The organism is Acidimicrobiia bacterium, assembly GCA_036396535.1.
In the GTDB taxonomy this organism is placed as follows: domain Bacteria; phylum Actinomycetota; class Acidimicrobiia; order Spongiisociales; family UBA5794; genus DASWKR01.
In genome coordinates, this window is sequence record DASWKR010000007.1 from 1 (window position 1) to 1,670 (window position 1,670).

Below are 1,670 nucleotides of genomic sequence, written 5' to 3' on the forward strand. Positions count from 1 at the left end.
CGACGCCAACCGGCTGCGCGGCAAGACGATCGGCTCCCCCACCCTGGTGCTCTGGGGCGAGCGCGACCGTGCGCTCCGCCGGGACCTGGCGCTGCGGCTCGACAGCCAGTTCACAGCCCCGCCGCGCAAGGTGTTCTTCCCAAACGTCGCCCACTGGCTCATCGAGGACCGCTCGGATGAAGTTGCCCGGCTGGTGATCGAGTTCCTCAACGAAGGCCGCCAAGCGGGATGAAGAGAAGCCCCAGCGGATCGCTCTGAAGGACCTCGGCATCGGCTTAAGTCGGCAGACAGCATCCGGTAAAGCGCCGTGTCGATCGTGGCAGGGTGCCCAAAGTCCGGGACGCCATCCGCCTCGTGGAATCCCACGGGTGGTACTGGGTTCGAACCCGTGGCAGCCACCGACACTATCGGCATCAATATCGGTCTGGTGTTGTAACCATCGCTGGCAAGAGGAGTCAGCAGGTGCCGGTGGGGACGTGGCGAAGTATTCTCAAGCAGGCGGGAATTGATCCGAGGGAGCGTTAGTGCAGTACGCAGTCGTCTTTGAGAAAAGCGGGAATGGGTACGCGGCCTACGTCCCGGATCTGCCTGGCTGTGTCGCGGCCGCACGGACACGCCGCGAAGTGGAGTCGCTCATCGAGTCCGCTATCCGGGAGCACCTCGCTCTCATGCGCGAGTACGGGGATCCGATCCCCAAGCCCACCACCTGGGTCCATCAGGTGGAAGTCGCGTAACGGGCGGACTCGGCGGCTAGTCCTCGCCGATGTCCTCGTTCCAGATCTCGGGATGAGCGGCGATGAACTCGCGCATGAGCTCCATGCACTCCGCGGAGTCGAGGTTGACGACCTCGACCCCCCGTGCCCGCAGGTAGTCCTCGCCGCCCACGAACGTGCGGTTCTCGCCCATCACCACCCGCGGGATGTCGTACAGGAGGATGGCGCCGCAGCACATGTCGCACGGCGACAGGGTGGTGTACATGGTGGCCTGCCGGTACACCGCCGCCGGAAGGCGGCCGGCGTTCTCGAGGGCATCGGTCTCGCCATGGCGGATGGCGCTGTTCTGCTGAACCCTCCGGTTGTGGCCGACGCCCAGTACCGTGCCGTCATCGGCAACCAGCGCCCCACCGATGGGCACGCCGCCCTCCTTGCGGCCAATCCGGGCCTCGGCGATGGCAAGGGCCAGGAACTCGTGGTCACGGTCGCGGATGGTCATCCCGGAGATCCCTCGTCTGAAGACGTGGCGTCGTGGACCGCACGTTCGGAGTCGGTATGGTCGGGCTCGGCTGTTTCGGACTCGGCGCTATCGGACTGGGCAGTATCCGACCCGGAGGTGTCGGTCTCGACTGATGAGGGCTCGGCAGTATCGGTCGAGGTTGCCTCGTCCGCAGCGGTGTCGGTGTCGGCCGCTTCGGTTTCGGTGCCTCGACGGCGACGACGCCGGACCAGGACAGAGCCGCCTCCAATGGCACCGGCAGCCAGCACGACGCCTCCCAGCCGCAGCCCGCCAGAGAGGGCGGCGCCCTCTGCGGTCTGCACCGTATCCTCCGCGTTGGCGATCGCGGTATCGAAGTCTGCGGCCACCAGATCCTCCACCGCGGCACTCGCCGAGGCGTCAAGGTCTTCGCCGATTAGGCCAATCGCTTCGATCGGGTTCCGATCGATTTCCGCGGC

General features: G+C 66.3%; 5 protein-coding genes. 3 read left to right on the forward strand and 2 right to left on the reverse strand.

The genetic code is table 11. The features are described 5' to 3' along the window. From VGC47_01055 to VGC47_01065, 3 genes are all read left to right on the forward strand, one after another. On the forward strand, positions 1 to 232 hold a 232-nt coding region (locus VGC47_01055), incomplete at its 5' end, for an alpha/beta hydrolase (protein ID HEX9853889.1). Between the two features lie 92 nt (positions 233 to 324). After that, positions 325 to 525 carry a type II toxin-antitoxin system HicA family toxin gene (locus VGC47_01060; protein ID HEX9853890.1) on the forward strand — a complete coding sequence of 67 codons (201 nt, stop codon included), beginning with the start codon at positions 325 to 327 and terminating at the stop codon, positions 523 to 525. Further along, the gene (locus VGC47_01065; GenBank protein HEX9853891.1) at positions 525 to 734 is read left to right on the forward strand and encodes a type II toxin-antitoxin system HicB family antitoxin; all 210 of its coding nucleotides are present in this window, start codon (positions 525 to 527) and stop codon (positions 732 to 734) included. The genes VGC47_01060 and VGC47_01065 overlap by 1 nt, the downstream gene beginning before the upstream one ends. 16 nt (positions 735 to 750) lie before the next feature. Here VGC47_01065 and VGC47_01070 read toward each other — a convergent pair whose 3' ends face one another. Together VGC47_01070 and VGC47_01075 are read right to left on the reverse strand one after the other, a co-directional pair. Continuing rightward, complete coding sequence (locus VGC47_01070) at positions 751 to 1,212, reverse strand: nucleoside deaminase (protein HEX9853892.1); 462 nt, start codon at positions 1,210 to 1,212, stop codon at positions 751 to 753. Continuing rightward, positions 1,209 to 1,670 (reverse strand): hypothetical protein (locus VGC47_01075; protein ID HEX9853893.1); only part of this gene is annotated, 462 nt, incomplete at its 5' end. The genes VGC47_01070 and VGC47_01075, both read right to left, overlap by 4 nt.